The organism is Leisingera sp. ABM4_103 (assembly GCF_056158685.1).
Genome location: NZ_JBSWTU010000005.1, coordinates 1,658,546 through 1,679,413 on the forward strand (window position 1 = coordinate 1,658,546; position 20,868 = coordinate 1,679,413).

The 20,868-nt window shown below is 63.7% G+C and carries 27 protein-coding genes; 15 read left to right on the top strand and 12 right to left on the bottom strand.

Going from position 1 to position 20,868, the window contains the following annotated elements:
- The first annotated feature begins 40 nt into the window (after positions 1-40).
- The gene (locus tag ACXAED_RS09600; protein ID WP_475049176.1) at positions 41-385 is read left to right on the top strand and encodes a hypothetical protein; all 345 of its coding nucleotides are present in this window, start codon (positions 41-43) and stop codon (positions 383-385) included.
- On the opposite strand, the gene ACXAED_RS09605 is transcribed toward ACXAED_RS09600, so the two are convergent.
- The 4 genes from ACXAED_RS09605 to ACXAED_RS09620 all read right to left on the bottom strand — a co-directional run bounded on the left by ACXAED_RS09605 (position 382) and on the right by ACXAED_RS09620 (position 4,591).
- Positions 382-1,551 (bottom strand): lytic murein transglycosylase, encoded by a 1,170-nt coding sequence (locus ACXAED_RS09605; protein WP_475049178.1) that lies wholly within the window; start codon positions 1,549-1,551, stop codon positions 382-384. The genes ACXAED_RS09600 and ACXAED_RS09605 overlap by 4 nt on opposite strands.
- A 45-nt stretch (positions 1,552-1,596) precedes the next feature.
- Positions 1,597-2,508 carry an adenosylcobinamide-phosphate synthase CbiB gene (gene cbiB / locus ACXAED_RS09610; RefSeq protein WP_475049179.1) on the bottom strand — a complete coding sequence of 304 codons (912 nt, stop codon included), beginning with the start codon at positions 2,506-2,508 and terminating at the stop codon, positions 1,597-1,599.
- A complete protein-coding gene (gene cobD / locus ACXAED_RS09615) occupies positions 2,505-3,467 on the bottom strand; it encodes a threonine-phosphate decarboxylase CobD (protein WP_475053081.1) in 963 nt (320 codons plus the stop codon). Before cobD ends, cbiB begins: the two co-directional genes overlap by 4 nt.
- A gap of 149 nt (positions 3,468-3,616) precedes the next feature.
- Positions 3,617-4,591, bottom strand: a complete 975-nt coding sequence (locus tag ACXAED_RS09620) for a glutathione S-transferase family protein (protein ID WP_475049180.1) — start codon at positions 4,589-4,591, stop codon at positions 3,617-3,619.
- A gap of 215 nt (positions 4,592-4,806) precedes the next feature.
- Here ACXAED_RS09620 and ACXAED_RS09625 point away from each other — a divergent pair, with 215 nt between their 5' ends.
- Positions 4,807-5,175, top strand: a complete 369-nt coding sequence (locus ACXAED_RS09625) for a hypothetical protein (RefSeq protein ID WP_475049182.1) — start codon at positions 4,807-4,809, stop codon at positions 5,173-5,175.
- Positions 5,176-5,184: 9 nt separating this feature from the next.
- Here the strand turns inward: ACXAED_RS09625 and ACXAED_RS09630 are convergent, their stop codons facing one another.
- Positions 5,185-5,721, bottom strand: coding sequence for a L,D-transpeptidase family protein (locus ACXAED_RS09630; protein WP_475049183.1), 537 nt, complete (start codon positions 5,719-5,721; stop codon positions 5,185-5,187).
- Positions 5,722-5,723: 2 nt separating this feature from the next.
- Entirely contained in the window at positions 5,724-6,896 is a 1,173-nt protein-coding gene (locus ACXAED_RS09635) for a MalY/PatB family protein (protein WP_475049184.1), read from the bottom strand.
- Positions 6,897-6,994: 98 nt separating this feature from the next.
- Here ACXAED_RS09635 and def (ACXAED_RS09640) point away from each other — a divergent pair, with 98 nt between their 5' ends.
- The 5 genes from def (ACXAED_RS09640) to ACXAED_RS09660 all read left to right on the top strand — a co-directional run bounded on the left by def (ACXAED_RS09640) (position 6,995) and on the right by ACXAED_RS09660 (position 10,472).
- The gene (gene def / locus ACXAED_RS09640) at positions 6,995-7,513 is read left to right on the top strand and encodes a peptide deformylase (protein ID WP_475049186.1); all 519 of its coding nucleotides are present in this window, start codon (positions 6,995-6,997) and stop codon (positions 7,511-7,513) included.
- A gap of 13 nt (positions 7,514-7,526) precedes the next feature.
- Positions 7,527-8,024 (top strand): peptide deformylase, encoded by a 498-nt coding sequence (gene def / locus ACXAED_RS09645; RefSeq protein WP_475049188.1) that lies wholly within the window; start codon positions 7,527-7,529, stop codon positions 8,022-8,024.
- A gap of 167 nt (positions 8,025-8,191) precedes the next feature.
- The gene (gene fmt / locus ACXAED_RS09650) at positions 8,192-9,097 is read left to right on the top strand and encodes a methionyl-tRNA formyltransferase (protein WP_475049189.1); all 906 of its coding nucleotides are present in this window, start codon (positions 8,192-8,194) and stop codon (positions 9,095-9,097) included.
- Between the two features lie 13 nt (positions 9,098-9,110).
- The gene (locus tag ACXAED_RS09655; RefSeq protein WP_475049191.1) at positions 9,111-9,347 is read left to right on the top strand and encodes a GlsB/YeaQ/YmgE family stress response membrane protein; all 237 of its coding nucleotides are present in this window, start codon (positions 9,111-9,113) and stop codon (positions 9,345-9,347) included.
- Positions 9,348-9,479: 132 nt separating this feature from the next.
- On the top strand, positions 9,480-10,472 hold the full coding sequence (locus ACXAED_RS09660; RefSeq protein ID WP_475049194.1) for a glycosyltransferase family 2 protein: 993 nt from the start codon (positions 9,480-9,482) through the stop codon (positions 10,470-10,472).
- A 6-nt stretch (positions 10,473-10,478) separates the two neighbouring features.
- Here ACXAED_RS09660 and ACXAED_RS09665 read toward each other — a convergent pair whose 3' ends face one another.
- The 5 genes from ACXAED_RS09665 to ispH all read right to left on the bottom strand — a co-directional run bounded on the left by ACXAED_RS09665 (position 10,479) and on the right by ispH (position 13,863).
- The gene (locus ACXAED_RS09665) at positions 10,479-11,102 is read right to left on the bottom strand and encodes a trimeric intracellular cation channel family protein (RefSeq protein ID WP_475049196.1); all 624 of its coding nucleotides are present in this window, start codon (positions 11,100-11,102) and stop codon (positions 10,479-10,481) included.
- 16 nt (positions 11,103-11,118) lie between these two features.
- A complete protein-coding gene (rnhA, locus tag ACXAED_RS09670; RefSeq protein WP_475049199.1) occupies positions 11,119-11,583 on the bottom strand; it encodes a ribonuclease HI in 465 nt (154 codons plus the stop codon).
- Positions 11,576-12,175: a class I SAM-dependent DNA methyltransferase gene (locus tag ACXAED_RS09675; protein ID WP_475049201.1), complete on the bottom strand. Its 600-nt coding sequence runs from the start codon at positions 12,173-12,175 to the stop codon at positions 11,576-11,578. The genes rnhA and ACXAED_RS09675 overlap by 8 nt, the downstream gene beginning before the upstream one ends.
- 23 nt (positions 12,176-12,198) lie before the next feature.
- Positions 12,199-12,813, bottom strand: coding sequence for a LysE family translocator (locus ACXAED_RS09680; RefSeq protein WP_475049202.1), 615 nt, complete (start codon positions 12,811-12,813; stop codon positions 12,199-12,201).
- A 99-nt stretch (positions 12,814-12,912) separates the two neighbouring features.
- Positions 12,913-13,863 (bottom strand): 4-hydroxy-3-methylbut-2-enyl diphosphate reductase, encoded by a 951-nt coding sequence (ispH, locus tag ACXAED_RS09685; RefSeq protein WP_475049204.1) that lies wholly within the window; start codon positions 13,861-13,863, stop codon positions 12,913-12,915.
- Between the two features lie 154 nt (positions 13,864-14,017).
- Here ispH and ACXAED_RS09690 point away from each other — a divergent pair, with 154 nt between their 5' ends.
- Positions 14,018-14,479, top strand: a complete 462-nt coding sequence (locus ACXAED_RS09690) for a c-type cytochrome (protein ID WP_475049205.1) — start codon at positions 14,018-14,020, stop codon at positions 14,477-14,479.
- Between the two features lie 65 nt (positions 14,480-14,544).
- Here the strand turns inward: ACXAED_RS09690 and ACXAED_RS09695 are convergent, their stop codons facing one another.
- On the bottom strand, positions 14,545-15,114 hold the full coding sequence (locus tag ACXAED_RS09695) for a LabA-like NYN domain-containing protein (RefSeq protein ID WP_008555764.1): 570 nt from the start codon (positions 15,112-15,114) through the stop codon (positions 14,545-14,547).
- A gap of 136 nt (positions 15,115-15,250) precedes the next feature.
- Between ACXAED_RS09695 and folK the strand changes: the two genes are divergently transcribed.
- From folK to acpS, 7 genes are all read left to right on the top strand, one after another.
- Entirely contained in the window at positions 15,251-15,820 is a 570-nt protein-coding gene (folK, locus tag ACXAED_RS09700; protein ID WP_475049208.1) for a 2-amino-4-hydroxy-6-hydroxymethyldihydropteridine diphosphokinase, read from the top strand.
- Between the two features lie 93 nt (positions 15,821-15,913).
- A complete protein-coding gene (rpoZ, locus tag ACXAED_RS09705; RefSeq protein ID WP_475049209.1) occupies positions 15,914-16,267 on the top strand; it encodes a DNA-directed RNA polymerase subunit omega in 354 nt (117 codons plus the stop codon).
- A gap of 35 nt (positions 16,268-16,302) precedes the next feature.
- Complete coding sequence (locus ACXAED_RS09710; RefSeq protein ID WP_475049211.1) at positions 16,303-18,438, top strand: RelA/SpoT family protein; 2,136 nt, start codon at positions 16,303-16,305, stop codon at positions 18,436-18,438.
- 42 nt (positions 18,439-18,480) lie between these two features.
- On the top strand, positions 18,481-19,122 hold the full coding sequence (locus ACXAED_RS09715) for a DUF2062 domain-containing protein (RefSeq protein ID WP_475049212.1): 642 nt from the start codon (positions 18,481-18,483) through the stop codon (positions 19,120-19,122).
- Between the two features lie 106 nt (positions 19,123-19,228).
- The gene (locus ACXAED_RS09720; protein WP_475049213.1) at positions 19,229-19,975 is read left to right on the top strand and encodes a pyridoxine 5'-phosphate synthase; all 747 of its coding nucleotides are present in this window, start codon (positions 19,229-19,231) and stop codon (positions 19,973-19,975) included.
- Between the two features lie 7 nt (positions 19,976-19,982).
- Positions 19,983-20,402, top strand: coding sequence for an ABZJ_00895 family protein (locus tag ACXAED_RS09725; protein WP_475049214.1), 420 nt, complete (start codon positions 19,983-19,985; stop codon positions 20,400-20,402).
- Entirely contained in the window at positions 20,399-20,830 is a 432-nt protein-coding gene (gene acpS, locus ACXAED_RS09730) for a holo-ACP synthase (protein WP_421056268.1), read from the top strand. Before ACXAED_RS09725 ends, acpS begins: the two co-directional genes overlap by 4 nt.
- Positions 20,831-20,868: the final 38 nt, after the last annotated feature.

The following is a 20,868-nucleotide window of genomic DNA, read 5'->3' on the forward strand; positions in this document are numbered from 1 at the left end:
TTGAAAATACAAGCGTTAGGGTGGGGGCATGAATTGGATCATGCCCCTTATTGTTTGCCTGGCGGCTGGCACAGCTCAGGCCGCGGACTGGGAGCTGCGCCCGGGCGATGCCCCGTTCGCACGCACTGAACTGGAGGCGCTGGCCGGGCAGTCCTTCCGCTTCTATGACGGCGGCGAGTTGCTTTTTGGCCGCGATGGCGCCTATTCCTACACCTATTCGCTGGAGAACGGCGGCGGCACTGCCTGGGGCAGCTACCGGATTGCCGAGGATGGCAGCATTTGCGTGAATTTCGCCAATGGGTTTGCCCGCTGCGATCTGTACGTCCGCAACGGCAGCCGGGTGATCCTGATCACCGAGAAAGGTGAGCGGTTCCCGGTGCGTTAGAGTCCCTTCAGCAGCGCAGGGGTGGGCCATGCGTCGGCGGGGAGGCCGAGGCGTTTCTGCTCTTTCTGAACGGCAAGCCGGGTGCGGGCGCCGAGGATGCCGTCGATATCACCGACATTGTGGCCGCGTGCCTGCAGTTTCTGTTGCAGCTGCTTCATTTGGGTGCCGGTCAAGCCGCTTTCGGGCTTGCCGGCGTGGTAGACCTCTGCGCCCTCCAGCCGGTTGGCGAAATAGGCGGCGGTCAGCACGTAGGTGAAGCTCTGGTTCCACTCGAAGTAGACATCGAAGTTGGGGTAGGCGAGGAAAGTCGGCCCTTTGTGGCCCTGCGGCAGCAGAAGGGAGGCGCGCATGGAGGGATCGGGCAGGCTGCCTTCGCGGGCTGAAACGCCCAGTTCACGCCATTGCGCCACGGTTTTCTTGCGGGCGGTTCCGGTCAGCGACAGGTCCAGCCCGTCGGGGATGGTGACTTCCTGCAGCCAGGGCTGCCCCGGCTGCCAGCCCAGGTGCGACAGCATCCGGGCGCCGGACATCAGCGCATCGGCGGCAGATGTTTTCAGGCTGACCTTGCCGTCGCCATCAGCATCGACGCCGTGCTCCAGAATATCGCTGGGCAGCATCTGCACCATGCCGATTTCACCCGCCCAGGCACCAGTTGTACGCTTTGGGTCGAAATTGCCTTGCCGGTACATCTCCAGCGCCGAAAAGACCTGCGGCCGGAACAGCTCCGGGCGGCGGCAGTCATGGGCCAGCGTCACCAGCGCGTCGCGCGTGTTGAAATCGCCCTGATAGCCGCCATAGTCGGTCTCGAACGCCCAGAAGGCCAGCAGTACGCCGCGGCTGATGCCGTAGGTGCTTTCGATCCGCTGGAAGGTGCTGTCGTGCTTTTGCGACATCTTCAGACCGCGCCGCAGGCGGTCTTGCGAGATCAGGCGGCGCGAAAAATCTGTGAAGGGCTTCTGGAATACTCCCTGTGCCCGGTCGGCCTCGAGCACCCGGCGGTCCTGTCGGGTGCCGTCGAAGAAGGCATTAACCGTGCTCATGCCGTAGCCGGCCTGGACCGCCTCGTCTTTCAAAAGATTGACGAAATTCTGAAAGCCGCCGCCGCATTGGGCTGCGGCCGCCGCTGGCAGCAGGCCCACCGCGAGGGCAAAGGGCAATAGGCGCATGGCTTCGGCGCTCCTTGTCTTTCCGCTCCCACGTGACCCTATTTGCTAGAGAATCAAGGTAATGGCAATGGTCAGAGCCAAGGCAATTGCCCAAGTTTGCCAGAGAAGGGTAACCGAGCGGGTGATGGTTTCGGCGCTGGCGCTTTTGGCACCTTCGGCGTGGACCCAGGGAAAGTCGCGCATCTGGCCGTCGTAGGAGCGCGGGCCGGCCAGGGCAGTGTCCAGCGACCGCGCCATGGCAGCCTCAGGCCAGCCGGCGTTGGGGGAACGGTGCTTGCGGGCGTCGGCGGCGATGGCGCTCCAGTGGCGCAACTGGCCGCCGGCCAGGGCGATCAGCAGGCCGGTCAGACGCGCCGGGATCAGGTTCAGCAGGTCGTCCAGCCGGGCGGAAGCCCAGCCAAAGTCTTTGTACCGGTCATTGCGGTAGCCGATCATGCTGTCGGCGGTGTTGATCATCTTGTAGATAATCAACCCCGGCAGTCCAGCGATCAGGAACCAGAAGGCGGGCGCGATGACACCGTCGGACAGGTTTTCCGACCCGCTTTCGATGGCGGAGCGCGCAACTTGCGGCGCGGACATGGAGCCCGTGTCGCGGCTGACGATCATCGCCACCGCCTCGCGGCCTTCCGCCAAGCTGCTGCGCAGCCCCTTGGCGACCGCGGTGACATGTTCGGTCAGCGACCGCTGGGCGATCAGGACGGCGGCAACCAGAATTTCCACCAGCGCCCCGGGCAGCGCCAGCAGTTTGCCCGCGAAATAGCCGCACAGGACCAGCGCCAGCGCCGCCAGCACACCCTGAGCGCGGCGGTTGCTGCCGGTGTTGAGCTTGCGGTCCAGAAATCCGACCGCCTTGCCCATCAGAACTGCTGGGTGGGTAAAACGGGACCACAACCATTTCGGCTCGCCAAAGCCAGCGTCCAGCAGCAGGGCAAGGGCCAGCATCGCAGCGGTGCTCATAGCGCCGCCTCCAGCCGGTCCCAGCCGTCCGAAGGCGGCAGGCCCAGGCGCAGAAAGGTTCGGGAGTAGGGGAAAATGCGGCTCCAGATATGGGCGCTGGCCAGCTGGCGCTGCCAGGCGGCAGCATCCTCCACGTTGTAGAGCCGGAACAGATCGGTGCCACCAGCCAGGCTGGCGCCCTTGGCCAGCACCAGCTCATCCAGCCGCGCGGCATCCTGTCTGAGACGGGTTCGGGTGGCATCGGCCCACGGGCGGTCCTGCAAGGCCATCGCCCCGGTGCGCAACGCGGGGCCGGAGACGGCCCAAGGGCCCTGCCAGGTGGCAAGATTGGCAATCAGCTTGGGGTCGCCGATGGCAAACCCCAGCCGCAGCCCTGCAAGGCCCCAGAATTTGCCAAAGCTTTTCAGGACGACAACGCCGGGGCGGGCGGCCATGCGGATCAGGCTCTGATCCGGGCAGACGTCGCAGAAGCTTTCGTCGATGATGGTAAGCGGCGAGGAGAGCTGCTCTTCGTTCCACAGCCGGCCATCGGGATTGTTCGGATTCACAACCACGCGGGCCTCGGCGGGGCCGTCAACGCGGATCCTCCAGCCGCGGGCTTCAAAGGAGGCGGCGTGTTCGTTGTAGGTGGGCTTGGAGATCTGCACCCAGCGCGGTGCGGCCAGGGCGGGCAGGGCGGCAATCAGCGCCGAAGCACCCGGCGCGGCCAGAACGGCGGCCTCCTCCGGAATGTTCCAGAAAGCTCGCGCTGCGTTCTCAAGCTCCGCCAGGGCATCGGCATCCGGCAGCGCCCCCCAGTCGCCTGCGGTGAACTCCGGCAGCGGGTAGGGGTGCGGATTAATGCCCGTGGACAGGTCCATCCAGCCGTTGCGGCTGCCGCCAAATTCGGCCATCGCCGCGCTGAGGTTGCCGCCGTGGTCCCGGGGCGGGGTTGCGTTTTCATGCAGGCGTTCGGGCATCACGGGCGTCACCGGTGGATATTCCTCTCCAGGCTGATCGTTTGCCATATGAGATTACCCGTTTCTTAAAGCAACAATTTCAGTGCGGGAACTCCCTATTTGATGCAGGAAAGGCGGATCTGACGCCAGGTGGCGTCAGGTCGCGGGGGTCAGCCGCGGCGGTGCGGTTCCATCCAGTCGATCCTGGGATTGACCGGGATGATCCGGTGCGGGTTGATGGTGTCGTGGCTGTAGTAATAGTGGCGCACGATGTGGTGCATTCCGACAGTCTCTGCCACGCCGGGCCATTGGTACAGCTCGCGGGTATAGGCCCAGAGGTTCGGGTAGTCCGCCAGCCGCTTGCGGTTACACTTGAAATGCACGTGGTAGACCGGGTCAAAGCGCAGCAGGGTGGTGAACAGCCGCCAGTCGGCCTCGGTGATGCGGTCGCCTAGCAGGTAGCGGTGCTGCGACAGCAGGTCTTCCAGCCAATCCAGGCTTTCGAACAGCTGCTCCACTGCGGCGTCATAGGCCTCTTGCGAGGTGGCAAAGCCGCTTTTATAGACGCCGTTGTTGACGGTGCTGTAGACACGGGCGTTCACCGCCTCAATCGGCTCGCGCAGCTCTTCCGGCCAATAGTCATCGGTGTTGCCGGTGAGCCCATCGAAGGCCGAATTGAACATCCGGATGATCTCGGAGCTTTCGTTGGAGACGATGGTATTTCGCGTCTTGTCCCACAGAACCGGTACCGTCACCCGGCCGGTGTAGCCGGAATCGGCGCGGGTGTAGACTTGGTGCAGATGGGAGCTGCCGAACAGCGAATTGCCGGTGGCGCCGTGTTCATCGGCCTCGAAGGTCCAGCCTTCGCCCAGCATGTCGGGATGCACGACAGAGACGGAGATGTGGTCGTCCAGCTCTTTCAGCTTGCGGAAGATCAAGGTGCGGTGGGCCCAGGGGCAGGCCAGCGACACGTAAAGGTGATAGCGCCCGCTTTCCGCCGGAAAGCCGCCTTCGCCCGAGGGGCCTGCACTGCCGTCTGCGGTGATCCAGTTGCGGAACTGCGATTCGCTGCGTCTGAAGGCGCCGCCGGTAGAATCGGTGTCATACCATTGGTCGTGCCATTTCCCGTCGATCAAAAGGCCCATCGTGTCTGCTCCTGCTGCTGTGCGGTTCAAACATAGGCATGGCGGGGCCATGCGCCTATGCAGCGCAGCGCGCAAGGCCTCTGCGCCACTGCACAAGCGCAACAAAATTGCGCCGCCGTGAAATTTCCGAAAGTGTTCACTTGATTTTATCTATTTGTGACGCACCGTTGATAGGACGGACCCGTGACAAACCAAGCGATTGGAAGGCTGCTGCTATGAATACCTACGTTCCCAAAGCTGTGCAGGAAGCGCTGGACACCGCCCGCCTGCAGGGGATGCGGAAGAAGAGCCGGCTGCGGGTGATGGCGGATAATGAGCTGTATCCGGTGCTGCGGATCTGGAAGACGGGGTTCTCGGTTGAGGCGGATACCGCGCCGATGCTGCGCGGGCTGGTGGACATTTACGAAGGGGCCCGCCACCTGTCGCAATGCCTGATTGTTGCCAGCGAGGAAGAGGGCGGCGAGATGCGGTATGAGTTCAAGCGTTCGACGCTTGCCTCCGACACGGCGCCGCTGGATTTCTACAAGTCGCCGGACGGTCCCGCCGGGCTGATCCCCTTTGACCAATCACAGGGCAAGATCTAAGGCGGCAGATCAGGGCCGGATTTCCACTTCGGTTCCGGTCTGTGCCAGGCGCCAGAGCGTTTCCATCTGTTCATTGCTGACGGCGATGCAGCCGGCGGTCCAGTCGCCGGGCAGGGTGATCAGGCTGCCCACCGAATTCGGCTGCCCGTGAATGAAGATATCGCCGCCGGGGCTGACCCCTGCGGCGCGCGCGCGGGCGCGGTCCTCGGGCTGCGGGTAGTTGATCCCCAAGGACAGGTGATAGGCACTGTTAGGGTTGCGCCGGTCGATCACAAAGGTGCCCTCAGGGGTTTTGCCGTCGCCTTCCTGGAACTTGTCGCCCGCCGGTTCGAACCCCAGCGCGATGGGGTATTCCAGTACCGTCTCACCGCCGCTGCTGGCGGTCAGGCGGCGGGCGGATTTCTCGATCAGGATACGGTCGATACGGTCGATCCGGTCCACGGCGGTGGCCTGCGGCGGCACCGGGCGTGGAGCGAAGGCCTGCCAAGCGGCCCAGGCGGCGCCGGTCAGGACAACCAGCGCCAGGAGGCGCAGCAGGCGCTTCATGGTTACTGCAGGTCCGAGAAGGCCTTGGTCAGGCGGCGGCAGGCTTCCTCCACCCGGGCGCGCTGGGTGGCCAGGTTGAAGCGTTCCATGAACTCGCCGCCGGTGCCGAAGCCGTCACCGGGCGAGGTGGCGATTTTGGCGTCTTCGCGCAGGCGCTTGATGAATTCCGCGCGGCTCATGCCCGTTCCGGAGAAGTCGACCCAGGCCAGATAGGTCGACTGCAGCGGCAGCGACTTCAGCCCCGGCAGCGCGTTGACCGCATCGTCGAACAGTTTGCGGTTGCCCTCCAGATGGCCGATCTGGGCATCAACCCATTCGGCGCCTTCGGGAGAGTAGGCCGCGGTGATCATTGCGACACCAAGCGCGCTCGGGTCGTAATCCAGCGTGTTCAGCCGCTGGCGCATAGCGGCGCGCAAGTCCGGGTCTGGGATGATCATGTTGCCGGTGCGCTGGCCTGCAATGTTGAAGGTTTTGGAGGGCGCCGTCAGGGTAACGGTCCAGGCGCGCGCCTCAGGCGCTGCCACATCCATCGGCACGAAGGTACTGCCCGGATAGACCAGATCGTGGTGGATTTCGTCAGAGACCAGGATCAGATCATTGCGCTTGGCAAATTCCGCCACCGCGCGCAGTTCCTCCGGTGTCCAGACCCGGCCCGAGGGGTTCTGAGGCGAGCACCACAGCAGCAGTTTTTCACTCCCGTTCAGGCGCGACTGGGCATCATCAAGATCCAGATTGTAGGTATCGCCGTCCCGCGCCAGCGGGCATTCGGTGACCTTGCGCCCGGCCTTGTTCACCTTGTGGGCAAACTCATGGTAGACGGGCGAAAAAATCACAACGCCGTCGCCGGGCTGGCTCCAGACATCCAGGCTCAGGGCGATGGCGTTGCCCAGACCTTGGGTGGTCAGCACCCAATCGGTTTCGATGTCCCAGCTATGACGGGTTTTCATCCACCATTGCACCGCCTGCAGATACTCCGGGTGCTGCCAGGAATAGCCGAAAACCCCGTGCTCTGCGGCCTTCTTGACAGCTTCGATGACACAGGGCGCAGTCTGATAATCAGAGTCCGCCGTCCACATAGCCAGGCCGTCCTGCGGGGAGACACCGAAGAGCTGCTCCATCTTGTCCCATTTCGAGCTGTGGGTGCCGCGGCGGTCGATGATCGTGTCAAAATCCATGTGGTGAACTCCCCTGTGGTTGGAAGCGAAGCTAATCGCTGCAGCGGCGGGCGCAAGGGGGCGTTGCGATGGGGCCGCGGATCGCATACATGAACTTCATGAAACGACAGATCCTGATCCATCCCGATCCCCGCCTGAAAAAGGTCTGCGCGGCTGTGCCGGACCTCAGCGACGAGTTGCGCGTGCTGGCGGATGACATGCTGGAAACCATGTATGCAGCCCCCGGCATCGGCCTGGCGGCGCCGCAGATCGGCATTATGCAGCGGCTGATCGTGCTGGATTGCGTCAAGGAAGAGGATGGCGACCCGCGCCCGCTGGTGATGTTCAACCCGAAAATCATCTCCGCTTCGGACGAAACCAGCGTCTATGAGGAAGGCTGTCTGTCGATCCCGGACCAGTATGCCGAGGTGACCCGCCCCAAGGTGGTAGAGGTCGAGTGGATGGACCGCAACGGCAATGCGCAGCGGGAAACCTTTGACGGGCTGTGGGCGACTTGCGTGCAGCATGAGATCGACCATCTGAACGGTAAGCTGTTCATTGATTACCTGAAACCGCTGAAGCGCCAGATGATCACCCGCAAGATGCAGAAGCTGAAGCGCGAACGCGCCCGCGCCTGAGGGATTTCCAGACATGACCGTCCGCACCTGCCTGCCCTGGCCTGACAAGCGCCTGCGCACTAAGGCTGAAGAGGTGACAGAGATCACCGATGAGATCCGCGAAATCTGGAATGACATGGTCGACACCATGGAGGCGATGCCGGGCGTGGGCCTAGCCGCCAATCAGATCGGCGTGATGCTGCGGCTGGCGGTGGTGGATGGCTCCACCGAGCGCGGTAAGGCGGTGAAGCTGGCGAACCCGCAGATCCTGCATGCCTCGGTCGAGCTGCGCGAGCACGACGAAGCCAGTCCCAATCTGCCCGGAGTTTCGGCCAAGATCAAACGCCCGAGGGCCGTGACGGTCCGGTTCCTCAACGAGCAAGGGATGGTGGACCGCAAGGATTTTGTGGGAATTGAGGCAACCTCGGTCCAGCATCAGATCGACCATCTGAACGGTAAAATGTACTTTGACCGGCTGAGCAAGGTGAAGCGCGACATGCTGATCCGCAAGGCGAAGAAGCTGACCGGCTGAGGCTGAACACTGAACTCCCGGGCCGCCTGCGGCCCGGTTCGCGCCCGGCCCCGCCCCCAGGGCGGACGCGAAACGCCCACCCCGGGACCGGGCGCGAACCTGCGTTGTTTCAGGCAAGCCCGTCTGCGAGTGCGGCAAGGCAACCGGGGTGCAGACGGGGGACGCCGATGCGCATCATCTTCATGGGAACGCCTGACTTCTCGGTACCGGTGCTGGACGCGCTGGTCGAGGCAGGGCACGAAATTGCTGCTGTTTACTGCCAGCCGCCCCGGCCTGCGGGCCGCGGCAGGAAGGACCGTCCAACCCCGGTCCACGCCCGCGCCGCGGCCTTGGGGCTTGAGGTGCGCCACCCAGTCTCACTGAAAGGCGCGAAAGAGCAGGCGGAATTTGCAGCGCTGAACGCTGATATTGCGGTGGTCGTGGCCTATGGGCTGATCCTGCCGCAGGCCATTCTGGATGCTCCGGAACATGGCTGCCTGAACATCCACGCGAGCCTGTTGCCGCGCTGGCGCGGGGCTGCGCCCATCCACCGGGCGATCATGGCGGGCGACGCGGAAACCGGCATCTGCATCATGCAGATGGAGGCGGGGCTCGATACCGGCCCGGTGCTGCTGCGCGAGGCCACTGCGATCGGTGCAGAGGAAACCACCGCCCAGCTGCATGACCGGCTGTCGAAAATGGGCTCCGGGCTGATCGTTGAGGCCTTGAACCGCCTGCCGGAGCTGACGCCAGAAGCGCAGCCGGAGGAGGGCGTCACCTATGCTGAGAAAATAGACAAGGGCGAGGCGCAGATCGACTGGTCCAGTCCGGCGGCAGAGGTCGACCGCAAGATCCGCGGCTTATCGCCTTTCCCCGGCGCCTGGTGCGAGATCGAAGGCCAGCGCGTCAAGCTCTTGGCCTCCCGCCTGGCAGAGGGGCAGGGCGCGCCGGGCGAGGTGCTGGATGACGCCCTGACGGTTGCCTGCGGCGCAGGGGCTGTACAGCTGTTGCGCTTGCAACGGGCAGGCAAAAGCGCGCAGGATCCGGATGTATTCCTGCGCGGCTTCCCGGTTCAAAGGGGCAGCCGCCTGTAACCGGAGGCGCGGCATGCCCATAATTGCCCTGATCATCATCGGCGCTGCGGCGGGCTTTCTGGCGACCCGGCTGATGCGGTTGGAAACCGATATTATTACAACGGTCTGCATCGGTATGGCCGGCGCGCTGGTGGGCGGGCTGGTGCTGCGGGGATTGCTTGCCGTGATGGGGTTCATGGCCGGGTTCGTTGGCGCGGTTCTGGGCGCCCTGGTGCTGATTTGGCTCTGGCAGCGCTACTTTGGCAGATAACCCAGGCTGAGGCCCGCGGGACACAGCCGGAGGGAGAATGCACAATTCCTGCTGCACATAGCTGTCCGATGGGTAAGGTGCCCTAACCGCCGCAAGAAAAGCGGCGGAAACAGAGGCGGAGAGCAATTGAAGATGACACAGGACAGCGGCCGGCCCGGTGCGCCGAATGTGGTGGTTGTGACCACCATGAAGGATGAAGGCGCGTATATCCTGGACTGGATCAGCCACTACAAGTCCATCGGTGTCAGCGATTTCGTTATTTTCACCAACGACTGCTCGGATCCCACCGACCATATTCTGCGCTGCCTGCACCGGATGGGAGTGGTGGAGCATCGCTTTAGCCGGGTGATGCGGCGGGGGCCGCACAAAAGCGCGCTGATGTGGGCGGAGTATGAACCCAAGGTAGCCCAGGCCGACTGGGTGCTGGTGGTGGATGTCGACGAGTATTTGCAGATCAATACCGCCGAAGGCACGCTGCCGGGGCTTCTGGCAGAGCGTCCGGACGCAGACGCGGTCTCGTTTGTATGGCGGATCTTCGGAAATGCGGGCATAGGGACTGCGGACCATCCCGCTGTGCCGCAGGCCTTTGTCCGGGCCGAGCCGGAGGAAGGGCGTGCGGATGAGCACCGGTTCTTCAAGACGGCCTTCCGCAACAATGGGAAATTCGACCGGATGGGCGTCCACCGCCCCTTCCTGGCAGTTGCGCCGGAGGAGGTGAACTGGCAGCTGGCCGATGGCACCCGCCTGCCCGAGAATGAGCTGGATGGCGCCCTGTACGTGCGTGGCAGTTACGGATATTCAGCCGCGCAGCTCAACCATTACGCACTGCGCTCCCGCGACGGGTTCCTGAACAAGAAAGCCCGCGGCCGGGCTAATCACTTCACGTCGGCCATTGAGCCGGGCTACTGGCACAAGTTCGACAGGAACGAGGCGGAGGACCGGCGGCTGGCTGACAATTTCGCTGCCGCGCTGGAGATCAAGGAAGATCTGCTGCGGGACGCCAGTTTGCGGGAATACCACGAGATGGCGCAGATCTGGCACCGCCGCCGCGGCCGCAAGGCCCGGATCAGCGAGGAGGGGCAGGCGTTTCTGAAAGCTGTGGAAGGCAGCCGCAGAAACACCTGATCCGGTTCAACTGCGGGGCGGGCGGCTCTTATAGACGGGCAGGTGCCAGCCGAACAAGATGGAGCCTGCGCGCAAGGTCCAGCAGACGCCGGCACAGGCAAGCAGGGCAAACCGCAGATCCAGCCCCGCGGAGATTGCCAGCACGGCGGTGATTGCGCCCGCCATGGCGCAAGTGATGTACAGTTCGCCCTGTTTCAGGACCAGCGGGACCTCGTTACAGACCACGTCGCGCATCAGCCCGCCCAGCGAACCGGTGGCCATGCCCATCAGCACCACGATCACCGGCCCCTTACCCAGTGCAATCGCCGCGCCGGTGCCTGCGGGCACGGCGACCGCCAGGGCAAAACTGTCCAGCCAGATCACCCAGCGCATCCGGCTTTCCACCAGATGCGCGGTAAAGAAAACCGCCACCGCGGCGCCCGCTGCCAGCAGGATGTAGTTGGGGTCACCGACCCAGAACACCGGATCACGGTTCAGCAGCAGATCCCGGACCGTGCCGCCGCCGACCGCCGTCAGGCAGGCGACGAAGGCAAAGCCGACAATGTCGAGCTGCGCCCGGCTGGCAACCAGGGCCCCGGTCAGGGCGAAGACCAGCACCGAGGCGTAGTCGAGCAGGGTCAGAAAGCTCATACGCCAGCCCTGCGCATCAGGCGCTTTTCTTCTTCTTGAAGGGGGCCATGCCGGCGCGGGCCAGCTCATCCGCGCGCTCGTTCTCGGGGTGGCCTGCGTGGCCCTTGACCCATTCCCAGGTCACTTTGTGGCGGCGCTGCGCTTCGTCCAGCCGCTGCCACAGCTCGACATTCTTGACCGGCTTCTTGCTGGAGGTCTTCCAGCCGTTCTTCTTCCAGCCAAAGATCCAGCCGGTGACGCCGTTCTTCACATAGGCCGAGTCGGTGACGACGGTGATGGTGGACGGCCGCGCCAGGCTCTCCAGCGCGTTGATCGCGGCCAGCAGCTCCATCCGGTTGTTGGTTGTCTCGGCCTCTCCGCCGCTGAGTTCTTTTTCTTTGACGATGGTGTCACCGTCCATGGCGCGCAGCAGGACGCCCCAGCCGCCGGGGCCGGGATTTCCAGAGCAGGCGCCGTCGGTATAAGCAAATAATTCAGGCATGCGCGGTCAGTACTACGAAGTCCGCGTCGGTGCCAGCCAGTCCTTTGCCTGTGCCGCGGCGGCTGCCGAGCACGGTGAAGCCGGCGGCTTCAAGTTTTTCGCGAAGTACATCCTCGCTGTAGTAGGCATAGAACCTGCCCAGTTCATCGCGGCCTTCACTCTCGCCCAGTTTCATCGCCAGGCACAACGTGCCGCCGGAGGTCAGAGCCCGGCGGATGGCGGACAGATGAATCGCAATCTCGGCGCGCGGCACATGCAGCAGGCTGAAATAGGCCCAGACGCCGTCAAACACCGCTTCGGCGTCCAGGGCATGAAACCCTGCGACGGTGACCTCGATCCCATAGGCGCTGCGGGCGGCCTCTGCCATCTCCTGCGAAGCATCCAGCGCAGCCACGCGGTAGCCCGCGTCCCTGAAGCGCGCCGCCCAATGGCCGGGGCCGCAGCCGAGGTCCAGAACTGTGCCGCCTTCCGGAAGCCGGGTGGTGAAGGCCTGGAAGTCGGCCTCCTCCCCTGTGTCCGGGCTGCCGGCAAAGCGTTCCGCGTATTCCGCGGCGTGCTCGTCATAGACGCTGATGGTTCTGTCATCGCTCATCTGGTCATCTCCAGGCCGCGTAGTCAGGCGCGCTCCACGGCCAGCCGGGCGGCAAGGCCTGCAAAGACGGCGGCAAAGCCGCGGCTCATCCACTTCAGCACCCGTTCGCTGTTCAGAAGATAGGCGCGGGTTTGGGCGGCGAACAACCCGTAGAGCATAAAGATGGCAAAGGTCATTGCCATGAAAACCAGGCCCAGAACCGACATCTCCAAAGTGGCGCTGGCGGGATTTCCGCTGAGGAAGGGCGGCAGCAAAGCCAGAAAGAACACCGACAGCTTGGGGTTCAAGATGTTGATCAGCGCCCCGCGCCAGGCGATTTTCCAGCCGGGCTGGGTGGTGCGTTTGGAATCCACGGCCAAAACACCGCCGCTGCGCAGCGCCTGCCAGGCGAGATACAGAAGATAGGCGACGCCCGCCGCCTTGACGATCTGAAACAGCACGGCGGAGCTGTGCAGGACGGCGGCCAGCCCCAGGGTGGCGGCTGCGAGGTGCGGAACGATACCGAAGGTGCAGCCGACCGCCGCCCAAATGGACGCGCGCCAGCCTTGGCCGAGGCCCAGGGCCAGTGTGTAGATGACCCCTGTGCCGGGGGCGAGGACGACAACAAATGCAGTGATCAGAAAGTGCAGCGTAATCATGAATGCAGCTCCAGAAGAAATACCCGGGGATTAATGCGTAACATGATTAGCCCGCGGCGGGTGTGTTTTCTGTAACCTGGATTGCACCCGGCGGGGAGATTATGCGGGCTGCCGCAAAACGCGGGGCACCTTGAACTCCACGGTTTCGACAGCCGTTTCCACCACCTCGACGGTCACGTCATAGCGGGCGCGGAAGGCGTCGATCACCTCGTTGACCAACAGTTCCGGAGCGGAGGCACCGGCGGTGATGGCGACGGAGCGGATGCCCTCCAGCGCGCGCCAGTCGATGTTATCGGCACGCTGCACAAGCTGGGCGTAATCGCAGCCGTTCTTGGCGCCGACCTCGACCAGGCGGCGGGAGTTGGAGGAGTTGGGCGCACCGACCACCAGGAGAGCGTCGGCCTTGGGGGCCACCGATTTCACCGCCTCCTGGCGGTTGGTGGTGGCGTAACAGATGTCTTCCTTGTGCGGGCCGATGATGTTGGGAAAGCGTTGTTCCAGCGCCGCGACGATTCCCTTGGTGTCATCGACAGACAGGGTGGTCTGGGTGACATAGGCGAGGCGGTCCGGATCGCGGACCTCTACCGTGGCCACGTCCGCTGCGGTTTCCACCAGCAGCACTTCGCCCTCGGGCAGCTGGCCCATGGTGCCGATGGTTTCCGGGTGGCCCTTGTGGCCGATCATGATCATCTGCAGGCCGTTTTCCGCGTGGCGCTGCGCCTCGATGTGCACCTTGGAGACCAGCGGGCAGGTGGCATCGACGTAGATCATTTCACGCGCTTCGGCCGCGGCGGGCACCGATTTAGGCACGCCGTGCGCGGAGAAGATCACCGGCCGGTCATCGGGGCATTCGTCCAGTTCCTCGACAAACACCGCGCCCTTTTCACGCAAGGAGTTGACCACGAACTTGTTGTGCACGATCTCGTGGCGGACATAGACCGGCGCACCCCATTTGCCGATTGCCATTTCGACAATCTTGATGGCGCGGTCCACTCCGGCGCAGAAGCCGCGCGGTGCGGCGAGGTAGAGGGTCAGGGTTGGCTTGGTCATGGGCGTCTCCTTGCGGGCCAGAGGTAAGCGGTTCAGGCGGCAAGGTCCAGTGCCCGGGCGGCATCACAGGTATGTGATTGGAGGTTCCTGCGGGGGAAGGCGGCAAAAGCCCGCCTTGGACAGCAAAAGGCATAGCAACAGGCATGAGGGCAGCATGAAGCAGGTGATTGCCTTTACCGCTGCGGCCGGGGTGGCAGCGGCTGCGTATTACTGGCTGGCGGAGGCCGAAACGCGGGCAGTCGGGATCCTGCCCTATCTGGATCCGGAGGCGGTGGCCGCTGGGCAGGTGATTTATCTGGACCACTGTGCCAGCTGCCACGGAGGAGACTTGCAGGGTGAGCCCAATTGGCATCAACGGGACAGCGAAGGCTATCTGCCTGCACCGCCGCAGGACGAAAGCGGCCACACTTGGCATCACCCGGACGCGCAACTGCTGGAGATCACCAGGCACGGCGTCGCCCAGCTGATCGGCAATGGCTACCGCAGCCGCATGGGCGGCTACGCCGGTGTGCTGACTGAGGAGGAGATGCTGGCGGTGCTGGCCTATATCAAGAGCCGCTGGCCCGAAGAGATAATCGCCCGTCACAACCAGATAAACAGCCAGGCGGTCGATTGATTTGGTCCGGAGCAGGCGCCGCCCCATCTGGCGCCTTGCTCCGGATATGAAGCGGTTGCTTCTGCTTAGCCGTGCGCGACGGTTGCCGAGCGCTGGTCGCTCTGCTCGCGCGGCGGGCGGCCGATCACGTCGCGCAGCTCTTCCAGTTCGATGAAGTTGTCGGCCTGGCGGCGCAGATCGTCAGAGATCATCGGCGGCTGGCTGCGGATGGTCGAGACCACCGAAACACGCACGCCCTGGCGCTGCAGGCTGGCAATCAGCGGGCGGAAATCCCCATCACCCGAGAACAGCACGATATGGTCCACCCGCGGTGCCAGCTCCATGGCATCAACGGTAAGCTCAATGTCCATGTTGCCTTTAACTTTGCGGCGGCCCAGGCTGTCCGTGTATTCCTTGGCCGGTTTGGTGACCATGGTGAAGCCGTTGTAATGCAGCCAGTCAACCAGCGGCCGGATCGGAGAATATTCGTCATTCTCCAGCAGGGCGGTGTAATAAAAGGCGCGCAGCAGCTTGCCGCGGCGCATGAATTCCTGCCGCAGAAGCTTGTAGTCGATGTCGAACCCGAGCGCCTTGGCCGCGGCGTACAGGTTAGACCCGTCTATGAACAGCGCGAGCCGTTCGTCTTTGTAAAACATTAAATGTTCCTTCCGGTATATCCGCCTCGGCCGGGTGTCCGTGAGTGAGTGCTTGAAATCGGCGAAACGGGTGGACTTAATGTAAGTTATTTGTCATCTGCCGCAAGTATACTGCCATTCTGAAATAGGGTCAAAAATGGCCGCAAACCGGAACCTGTCGCTGATCGCGCTTGGCGGAAACCTGCCAGTTGACGCTAATGCGCCGCAAGTCACGTTGTCAAAGGCCATTGCCGCCCTGCAGGCGGAGGATTTGAGGCTGCGCAGCGTCTCGCGCTTCTTTCGCACGCCCTGTTTTCCGGCCGGAGCCGGCCCGGATTATGTGAACGCCGCGGTTGCGGTGGAGACCGCCCTGTCCGCGGACGCTCTGCTGGCGCGGCTCCATGAGGTTGAGGCGCGGTTTGCCCGGGTGCGGGAGCAGCGCTGGGGAATGCGCACGCTGGATTTGGATCTGCTGGATCATGGCGGCGCAGTTCTGCCGGACGCCGCGGGGTACGCCCGCTGGCACGGGCTGCCGCTGGAGCGGCAGATGCAAGAGGCGCCGGGGCAGCTGATCCTGCCGCATCCGCGCATACAGGACCGGGCCTTTGTGCTGGTGCCGCTTATGGATATCGCGCCGCGCTGGCGGCATCCGGTGCTGCAGAAAACAGTGGCTGAGATGCTGGCGGACCTGAAGCCGGAAGAGGCGGCGGAAGTTGTCCCCCTGTAACCCGTGCGATGCGTCGTTTTCCGCCCTTGTCAAGAGAAAGATTTGGGCGTAAATGTCTGCCTTCTGGACCAGGAATGAATTGGAGAGTCGCTGATGGCCCGCGTGACGGTTGAAGATTGCGTAGACAAGGTGCCCAACCGCTTTGAGCTGGTAATGCTTGCAGCGCATCGTGCCCGCGAGATCTCGGCTGGTGCCCCGCTCACCGTTGAGCGTGACAACGACAAGAACCCGGTCGTGTCCCTGCGCGAGATTGCCGAAGAGACCCAGAGCGCCGACGAGCTGCGCGAGCGTCTGATCGAGAGCAACCAGACCCAGATCGAAGTTGACGAGCCGGAAGAGGATTCCATGGCTCTGCTGATGGGCGCGGATGGCGACAAGCCCGCCGAAGACGACATGTCGGAAGAGAAACTGCTGCGCGCACTGATGGAGGCCCAAGGCCAGGGCTGAGGCGCGCGTCTGGAATTTGAGGCTGCGGACCGGACATGATTTCCCCTGACGACCTGATTGCTCTGGTCCGCAACTACAATCCCAAGACCAATGCGGAACGGATCGCCGAGGCCTATGCCTTTGGTGAACGGATGCATGAGGGGCAGTACCGCCACTCGGGCGAGCCCTATTTCACGCATCCGGTGGCCGTCGCCGCGATCCTGACTGAACAGCGCCTAGATGATGCCACCATCATCACCGCGCTGCTGCATGACACTATCGAAGACACCAAAGCCTCGTACGAGGAAGTCGCCCGCCGCTTCGGCGGCGAGGTGGCGATGCTGGTCGATGGTGTCACCAAGCTGACCAACCTGCAGCTCAGCAGCCGCGAGACCAAGCAGGCGGAAAACTTCCGCAAGCTCTTCATGGCGATGTCCAAGGATCTGCGGGTGATCCTGGTCAAGCTCGCCGACCGTCTCCACAATATGCGCACGATCAAGGCGATGCGCCCGGAAAAGCAGGCCCAGAAGGCGCGCGAGACCATGGATATCTATGCGCCGCTGGCTGGCCGTATGGGTATGCAGTGGATGCGCGAGGAGCTGGAGGATCTGGCGTTCCGGGTGCTGAATGCCGAGGGGCGCCAGTCGATCATCCGCCGCTTTGTGACCTTGCAGCGGGAGACTGGTGACGTCATCCACCGGATTACCGGCGACATGCGGCTGGAGCTGGAAAAGGCCGGGATCGAGGCCGAGGTCTTTGGCCGCGCCAAGAAGCCCTATTCGATCTGGCGCAAGATGCAGGCCAAGGATCAGGGCTTTTCACGGCTCTCCGACATTTATGGATTCCGAGTGATCACCGGGTCCGAGGAGGATGCCTACCGAGCGCTGGGCGCCATTCACCAGCGCTGGCGAGCGGTGCCGGGTCGGTTCAAGGATTACATCAGCCAGCCGAAGTCGAACGGCTACCGCTCGATCCACACCACCGTTTCGGGCCGCGACGGGAAGCGGGTGGAGGTGCAGATCCGCACCCGCCAGATGCATGACGTGGCAGAGACAGGCGTGGCAGCGCATTGGTCGTACCGTGATGGCGTGCGTTCGGAAAACCCCTTTGCCGTTGACCCGGCCAAGTGGATTGCCTCGCTGACGGAGCAGTTTGACGCCGAGGACGATCACGACGAATTCCTCGAAGCCGTGAAGCTCGAGATGTATTCGGACCAGGTGTTCTGTTTCACCCCCAAGGGCGACGTGATCAAGCTGCCTAAGGGCGCGACGCCGATCGACTTCGCCTACGCCATCCACACCCGGATTGGCCATGCCTGCGTGGGGGCCAAAGTGGACGGTATCCGGGTGCCGCTGTGGACCAGGCTGCGCAATGGCCAGTCGGTGGATGTGATCACCGCCGAGGGCCAGACCCCGCAGGTGAGCTGGCTGGAAATCGCCACCACCGGCAAGGCCCGCACAGCCATTCGCCGGGCGCTGCGCGAGGCGGACCGGGCGCGGTTTGTAAAACTGGGGCATGAGCTGGCCCGCTCGGCGTTTGAGCATGTCGGCAAGAAGGCGACTGACAAGGCGCTGGAAACCGCGGCCCGCGCGCTGCGGGCCAGCGGCGTGAACGAGCTGCTGGCAAGGCTGGGCGCGGCCGAGATCACCGCGCACGACGTGGTGCAGTCGGTCTATCCGGAACTCACCACCTCCGGAGATGGCGATGAGATTTCCCCGCGCCGGGCAGTTATCGGTCTGGAGCCGGGTCAAAGCTTTGAGCGCGCGCCCTGCTGCCAGCCGCTGCCGGGTGAGCGCATCATCGGTATCACCTACCGCGGCCGCGGCGTGGTGGTTCATGCCGCCGATTGCGACAAGCTGGGCGAGTTCGAGGACCAGCCGGAACGCTGGATGGACGTGCAGTGGCACAGCGGCACCCACCCGGCCGCCTATGGCACCACGCTGGAGCTGACAATCGGCAATGATGCCGGGGTGCTGGGACGCATTTGCACATTGATCGGCGAGAAAAAGGCCAATATTTCGGACCTTGAATTTGTTGACAGGAAACCAGACTTTTACCGGCTTATGATCAATGTGGAGCTGCGGGATGTGGAGCAGCTGCACTCGCTGATGCTGACGCTTGAAGCAGAAAGCGATGTTGCCGCGGTGGCGCGGTTCCGGAACAAGCCGGAAGAGCGCCATTTTCCGGGATAAGCCGCTGAAACTCTGAGCCGGAACTGGGAAGGACGGACAGCTTTGGTATTCAGGCGCCGGGACAGACGTTCGCCCATCCGGGCGCTGGCGGATTTTGTCTGGCCGCGCGGCGGCTGGGGCCGGGCCTTCCTGTACGTGAAACACCGGGTGCGGCGGCTGCCCGATTCGCCCGAACGCATTGCCCGCGGTATCTGGGCCGGGGTGTTCACCACCTTCACACCGTTCTATGGGCTGCATTTCCTGGTGGCGGCGATCATCGCCCGGCTGATGAACGGCAATATCCTGGCTTCGCTCAGCGCCACCTTCTTTGGCAATCCGCTGACTTATGTCCCGATCGGGGTGGCCAGCCTGCAGACCGGCCATTGGCTGCTGGGCACCGAGTTCGACGAGGAAGTCGACAAATCCCTAGTGGGCAAGTTCCTGGCTGCCGGCGGCGACCTGAAGGACAACCTGTTTGCGCTGTTCATGGACAAGCCTGCCGACTGGCAGGGGCTGCACCTGTTCTACAACGAAGTGTTTTACCCTTACATGATCGGCGGCATCATCCCGGGCATCATCTCCGCCACGGTGTGCTACATGCTCAGCCTGCCGGTGATCCGCGTCTACCAGCAGCGCCGCCGGGCCAAGATCAAGGCCAAGTTCGAGGCAATCAAGCAGCGCGCCGAGGTCAGCACCGGCTCCTGAGGCGCGCTGCCGGATTGTACCATTATCGCTTGCAGGCTTGCTCTTGCCCGCCGTCTGTCTAGTCTTTGATGTAACGCTTTGACTTCAGACGGATGAGAGACCTCTCATGACACAGAACCAACTGCGCCTGGGCGTGAATATCGATCACGTGGCTACGGTGCGCAATGCCCGCGGCGGCGCCTATCCGGACCCGGTCCGCGCCGCGAAGCTGGCGGAGGAGGCAGGTGCCGATGGCATCACCGCCCACCTGCGCGAAGACCGCCGCCATATCACCGATGCGGATATCGACGCGCTGATGGAGGCGCTGACCGTGCCGCTGAATTTCGAGATGGCGGCGACGGAGGAAATGCAGAAGATCGCCCTGCGCCACAAACCGCACGCGGTCTGCATCGTGCCGGAAAAACGCGAGGAGCGCACCACCGAGGGCGGGCTGGAAGTGGCCCGCGAGGAAAACCGCCTGGCGCATTACATTGCGCCCCTGCGCGAAGCGGGCTGCCGGGTGTCGATCTTCACCGCCGCAGACCGGAAGCAGATCGAGGCCGCCCACCGGATCGGTGCCGAGGTGATCGAGCTGCACACCGGCGCCTATTGCGACTTCCACGCCGAGGGCAAGCTTGCAGAGCGCGACCGCGAGCTGGAGGCGTTGCGGGACATGTCCGCCTATGCCCATTCGCTGGGTCTGGAGGTGCACGCGGGTCATGGCCTTACCTATGAAACGGTGCAGCCGGTTGCGGCTTTCCCGGAGGTGAAGGAGCTCAACATCGGCCACTTCCTGATCGGCGAAGCCATCTTTCGCGGGCTGACCCCGGCGGTGCAGGAAATGCGCCGCCTGATGGATGAAGCGCGAGGGTAAGGGAGCGATGCAGGTTAATCTGATCCGCTACGGGCTGTTGTGGATGGCTGCCTCTGTCGGAATGCTGCTGCTGGGTCTGCTGCTGGCGCAGTTCGGGGTCGGGATGCCGGCCGGGCTCGCAACCGTGCTGCCGCCGATGTTTGCTTCGGTGCTGGAGGGGATGCGCATTGCGCAGGCAACCCGGGAACCGCTTGCGGGGAAGGCGGCCTGGGCCAACGCGGCGGCGATGACCGGGGTGGTGGCAGTGCTGACGATTGTGCAATTGCCGCTCTACTGGAACAACCCGGTGATGGTCGAGGCGCGGCAAACGGTTCCGGTCCTGTATTTGGCAGGCGTTTGTGTTCTGCTGCTGGCGGTCATCCTGATGGTCAACCGCCTGTTTCTGGGCCATGGCATAAAGCTGGGTTTGAAACGGCTGCAAGAATGATCCTGGGTGTCGGAACCGATCTTGCCAATATCGAACGCATCCAGCGCACGCTGGACCGGTTCGGCGACAGGTTCCGCAACCGGGTGTTCACGGAAGTGGAACAGCGCAAGGCCGAACGCCGCCGCGACGTGGCCGGCACCTATGCCAAGCGCTGGGCCGCCAAGGAGGCCTGCTCCAAGGCGCTGGGCACCGGCCTGCGCATGGGCATCGCCTGGAAGGACATGGCGGTCTCCAACCTGCGCACCGGCCAGCCGGTGATGCATGTGACCGGCTGGGCCGCCGACCGGCTGCGCGAGATGACCCCGCCCGGCCACGAGGCGGTGATTCACGTGACATTGACCGACGACCACCCCTGGGCGCAGGCCTTTGTGGTGATCGAGGCGCGCCCGGCCGCCAGCGACCCGGCGGAATCACCTTCGGGAACTTGACTTGGCCCCCGCAGGCCCGCATGTAGCCCCGGACCCTG

Excerpts from the sequence above, each read along its gene's own strand:
- def (WP_475049188.1), top strand. The coding sequence starts at position 7,527 with ATGACCGTCCGCACCTGCCTGCCCTGGCCTGACAAGCGCCTGCGCACT.
- rnhA (WP_475049199.1), bottom strand. The coding sequence starts at position 11,583 with ATGCCTGAATTATTTGCTTATACCGACGGCGCCTGCTCTGGAAATCCC.
- ACXAED_RS09660 (WP_475049194.1), top strand. The coding sequence starts at position 9,480 with ATGACACAGGACAGCGGCCGGCCCGGTGCGCCGAATGTGGTGGTTGTG.
- ispH (WP_475049204.1), bottom strand. The coding sequence starts at position 13,863 with ATGACCAAGCCAACCCTGACCCTCTACCTCGCCGCACCGCGCGGCTTC.
- ACXAED_RS09680 (WP_475049202.1), bottom strand. The coding sequence starts at position 12,813 with ATGATTACGCTGCACTTTCTGATCACTGCATTTGTTGTCGTCCTCGCC.
- fmt (WP_475049189.1), top strand. The coding sequence starts at position 8,192 with ATGCGCATCATCTTCATGGGAACGCCTGACTTCTCGGTACCGGTGCTG.
- ACXAED_RS09725 (WP_475049214.1), top strand. The coding sequence starts at position 19,983 with ATGCAGGTTAATCTGATCCGCTACGGGCTGTTGTGGATGGCTGCCTCT.
- cbiB (WP_475049179.1), bottom strand. The coding sequence starts at position 2,508 with ATGAGCACCGCTGCGATGCTGGCCCTTGCCCTGCTGCTGGACGCTGGC.
- rpoZ (WP_475049209.1), top strand. The coding sequence starts at position 15,914 with ATGGCCCGCGTGACGGTTGAAGATTGCGTAGACAAGGTGCCCAACCGC.
- ACXAED_RS09720 (WP_475049213.1), top strand. The coding sequence starts at position 19,229 with ATGACACAGAACCAACTGCGCCTGGGCGTGAATATCGATCACGTGGCT.
- ACXAED_RS09655 (WP_475049191.1), top strand. The coding sequence starts at position 9,111 with ATGCCCATAATTGCCCTGATCATCATCGGCGCTGCGGCGGGCTTTCTG.
- cobD (WP_475053081.1), bottom strand. The coding sequence starts at position 3,467 with ATGCCCGAACGCCTGCATGAAAACGCAACCCCGCCCCGGGACCACGGC.
- ACXAED_RS09675 (WP_475049201.1), bottom strand. The coding sequence starts at position 12,175 with ATGAGCGATGACAGAACCATCAGCGTCTATGACGAGCACGCCGCGGAA.
- ACXAED_RS09630 (WP_475049183.1), bottom strand. The coding sequence starts at position 5,721 with ATGAAGCGCCTGCTGCGCCTCCTGGCGCTGGTTGTCCTGACCGGCGCC.
- ACXAED_RS09620 (WP_475049180.1), bottom strand. The coding sequence starts at position 4,591 with ATGGGCCTTTTGATCGACGGGAAATGGCACGACCAATGGTATGACACC.
- ACXAED_RS09665 (WP_475049196.1), bottom strand. The coding sequence starts at position 11,102 with ATGAGCTTTCTGACCCTGCTCGACTACGCCTCGGTGCTGGTCTTCGCC.
- ACXAED_RS09605 (WP_475049178.1), bottom strand. The coding sequence starts at position 1,551 with ATGCGCCTATTGCCCTTTGCCCTCGCGGTGGGCCTGCTGCCAGCGGCG.
- folK (WP_475049208.1), top strand. The coding sequence starts at position 15,251 with ATGGCCGCAAACCGGAACCTGTCGCTGATCGCGCTTGGCGGAAACCTG.
- ACXAED_RS09710 (WP_475049211.1), top strand. The coding sequence starts at position 16,303 with ATGATTTCCCCTGACGACCTGATTGCTCTGGTCCGCAACTACAATCCC.
- ACXAED_RS09600 (WP_475049176.1), top strand. The coding sequence starts at position 41 with ATGCCCCTTATTGTTTGCCTGGCGGCTGGCACAGCTCAGGCCGCGGAC.
- ACXAED_RS09695 (WP_008555764.1), bottom strand. The coding sequence starts at position 15,114 with ATGTTTTACAAAGACGAACGGCTCGCGCTGTTCATAGACGGGTCTAAC.
- ACXAED_RS09690 (WP_475049205.1), top strand. The coding sequence starts at position 14,018 with ATGAAGCAGGTGATTGCCTTTACCGCTGCGGCCGGGGTGGCAGCGGCT.
- def (WP_475049186.1), top strand. The coding sequence starts at position 6,995 with ATGAAACGACAGATCCTGATCCATCCCGATCCCCGCCTGAAAAAGGTC.
- acpS (WP_421056268.1), top strand. The coding sequence starts at position 20,399 with ATGATCCTGGGTGTCGGAACCGATCTTGCCAATATCGAACGCATCCAG.
- ACXAED_RS09625 (WP_475049182.1), top strand. The coding sequence starts at position 4,807 with ATGAATACCTACGTTCCCAAAGCTGTGCAGGAAGCGCTGGACACCGCC.
- ACXAED_RS09635 (WP_475049184.1), bottom strand. The coding sequence starts at position 6,896 with ATGGATTTTGACACGATCATCGACCGCCGCGGCACCCACAGCTCGAAA.